Below are 3719 nucleotides of genomic sequence, written 5' to 3' on the forward strand. Positions count from 1 at the left end.
AAGAGTTAGACAACATAGATTAATAAACATTAATTTCCTATCGTTACCTAATGTTATGAATAAAAAAACAATATATATACCAATAACTTGAATTTTATATTTAGAGTAACATTCCTGCAACATTTAGACCTTAGTTACAATTTGAAACATTTGTTACGTGATGCTTTTGTTTTTGTATCTTTATATTGAGCTCGGTTCATAACGAATAAATCTAAAAAACTAACAAACTAATTGGGGATGCTAATGTTTCATGCAAATAAAATTACACTTGGGATTCGTATTACACTCCTGGCAGGAGCTGTTACAACGGCCGTCGCTTCTTTGGGCGCTTATGCGGCTGATGGTGAACAACAAGTTGAACGTATACAAGTAACAGGTTCTCGTATTAAGAGCACTGATATGGAGGGGAGTTCACCCGTAACCACTATTAGTATTGATGATATCGCCAAAACAGGACAAATGACGGTTGCTGATTTACTTCGTAGTAGCAATTTAAACACCTTTGGATCGTTCTCTGAGCGTTCAGGTAGTTCGGCGCAATCTCAGTCCTCTGTTAATCTGCGTGGTGTGGGTTCAGAGCGCACACTTGTTCTACTTAACGGAAAGAGAATGCCGGGGTCGCCTACCTTGGGTGGTACCGCTGTAAACTTAAATGCTATCACTACTGCGGGTATTGATAGGATTGAGATCCTTAGTGATGGTGCAAGTGCTGTCTATGGTTCTGATGCTATCGCGGGTGTGATTAATATCATTACCAAGAAAGGTTATGAGGGCTTACAGCTATCCGCTACTAAAACAGATCCAGAGCAGCCGGGCGGCGAAGAGTGGAAAGCACACGTTATTGGTGGTGTATCAAGTGATAAAGGTAATATTACTTTCTCTCTTGAGCACCAGCAACGCGAGATTATCTACCAACATGATCGTTGGTTTTCTTCATCGTCCAATACTGATGCTGCTAAGTACGCTGATACAACGGGTGTATCTACCTATGCGCGTAACTTCAATGACGGAACAACTTATGTAACAAGTCCGTTAGCAGGCTGCGACAATCCCGATATGGTTGGTGATGGTCATATCTATGATGCTGGTGACGGTGATCATGTTTGTGGTTATGACTATACGGCAAAGGGGGCAGACCACGCGGCGAGAACGTTTGATGCTGGTTATTTAAATGCTGAGTATCAAATCTCTGATGAAGTTCGTTTCGAGGGGCAAGGTATTTTCTCTCGTAATAAGACTTTTGGGCGTTATGCACCAGCACCGGGGAAATTCGCAGTTGGCGCGGGAGTGGTAGACGTTAAAAACTATGGTCCTGATGGTAAATATGTAGACACCACCAAAAATAAAAATGCTGGTACGGTTTTATATCGCTTCACAGGTGTAGGTACTCGTGACTCTGAAACTATTGACCACAGCACGGATATTCAACTAGGTTTTGTTGGTGAACATGATGCTCTAGGCTGGGACTTTACATATCACTATAACCTAGCTGAAAATAGCAATAACGGTACAGGTTATGTCCATCGTCCAACGGTAGAAGCGTTGGCGGCGGCTGGTAAGTTTAACTTTGGTCCAGAGGGTAACAGCAAGGAAGTTATTGACTCTATCACTCATGACATATTCCAGAAAGACACTATGGAATTCCAAAGTGTTAACGCTGGTGTTAACTTTGATGCTATTGATTTGATGGGTAGCGGTGATATGAGTTGGTACTTCGGTACTGAGTTCATGGATTACAAGTATACATCTGCTGTAGATTCGGAATCAGCTAACGGTGAGATTATCGGCTCTGCTGGTAATGGTTCATCAGGTGAGCGTGATGTATATGCTTTCTTTGGTGAGACTACATTACCTATCACTGATGATTTATCAATGAATGCGGCTTTACGCTATGACAAATACTCTGACTTTGGTAATGCTGTCACGCCTAAAGTATCACTACGATACAAAGCTACTGATGATTTAGTATTACGTGCGTCATGGGGTCAAGGCTTTAGAGCACCATCATTAGCTGATTTACATGCTGCTGATTCGTTCAGCGCAGATACAGCGACCGATTATCAATATTGCGCACAGGTGGGTACTGCTGTTGCACAGTGTAAAGCTAAGCAATATGACGTAACGCGAACAGCTAATGCCGATCTTGAAGCTGAAACCTCTGATTTCTACAATCTAGGGGCTATCTATGATTTCACGGAGAACTTTAGTGCTAAAGTTGAGTACTATGACCTTAAGATAGATAACGTTATCACGTTAGTCTCTCTTGACTCATTACTGAGCGAAGAAACTAAAGTCGGGTACGGTAATCTTAAGTTGGGTAATATTAAGCGTTATGGTGATACTGCTAGCGGCAAGATATCAGAAGCTACAGCGCCATTAGTTAACGGTAATAGCTTGTCAACGTCAGGACTTGATTTTAATCTATCATATCGTGACTTAGAAACGTCTATCGGTGACTTTAGCGTTAACCTCGATACCACTTACGTTTTAGACTACAGCGAAGAAGAATACTTCGATGGTCCAGTCCATAACAAGATAGGTCGTAACGGATTACCTAAGATACGTTCAACAGGTACGGTCGATTGGATGATGGGCGATCACTCTGCGGCGGTAGTCATGCACTATATTGACGGCCAAACAGAGAGAACTGATCCTGAAACCTTTGGCCAAGTCGGGTTGCTTAGCTCACAAACTACATTTGATGCTAGTTATGGGTATAACACTTCTTGGAATGGTAAGGTATCACTAGGTATACGTAACCTAACAAATGAAGATCCTGTTTTAGATTCAAGTCTTGATTACGATAAGGGTTTATATAACCTATACGGTCGTACTTATAACTTATCGTACACTCAGACGTTCTAAAGTAAGTGGTTTTCACTATGTCACTACCTAGTTATCTTATACTCTCTTAACCATTTAGCTGAAGTCCTTAGCCGATAGTTCTGTTTTATCTCGGCTGGGGACCTCTTCTCTTCAACCGTGCCCAACAGACAGATGAAATTCAATATGAAAGGAGCTTCCTTGTGATGTCTAATTGCAGGATACAAAATCCCAAACTCTAGTATAGGTAGGCTGCGGTCGAAATTAAATATTGATGATGCTTAGGCATTATATTGGAGCATTCACAACATGAGACTTAACTTCCCATTGATTACATGTCAGTTAAAAACTTTTAAGTGCTAATATCATGAAAATAAAACATTCAAACAAAAACCAGGTAAATATAAAAATTTATGATCTTCAATTCATGGAACCTATCGACGTAACAATTAAAAACATATTACCAGGAGTGAGTCAAATAGATTTTTATCATATTGACAAGTATTATTCAGCCACATGGGCGGCCATGAAGACAGATATAATTAGTTTTGTTATTTCAATTAATGATGAGTTTTTATCAAAAAATTCTGGAGGACCTAAGAAAATGATAGATGATGATGTAGAGGCTCTCCGAACAATTCAAAAAACAGCTTCTAAAGTTCATGGCGAACACCATGAACTTACTCTAGAATTAAATAACTTTTCAGCTAATGAAATAAGTACGGCTAGAAATAGAATTAGTAAAGAAATGCTTAGTTATTTAAATGAAGATGATTGTTTGGAAAAACTTTTCCCCACTAAAGTAAATCCTGAATGGGATGCTTTTTGTCAAATAACTAAAACATTGAGAGATGGACTAATTAAATATAAGACAGATATTGCAACTTAGTCGATAA

General features: G+C 39.6%; 2 protein-coding genes. Both read left to right on the plus strand.

The annotated features are described in order from the left end of the window. The first annotated feature begins 243 nt into the window (after positions 1 to 243). On the plus strand, positions 244 to 2865 hold the full coding sequence (locus tag CXF82_RS00790; protein ID WP_102038217.1) for a TonB-dependent receptor plug domain-containing protein: 2622 nt from the start codon (positions 244 to 246) through the stop codon (positions 2863 to 2865). A gap of 325 nt (positions 2866 to 3190) precedes the next feature. Further along, the gene (locus CXF82_RS00795; protein WP_102043504.1) at positions 3191 to 3712 is read left to right on the plus strand and encodes a phiTE_072 family protein; all 522 of its coding nucleotides are present in this window, start codon (positions 3191 to 3193) and stop codon (positions 3710 to 3712) included. Positions 3713 to 3719 lie beyond the last annotated feature (7 nt).

The organism is Shewanella sp. GutDb-MelDb (assembly GCF_002836075.1).
Lineage (GTDB): Bacteria > Pseudomonadota > Gammaproteobacteria > Enterobacterales > Shewanellaceae > Shewanella.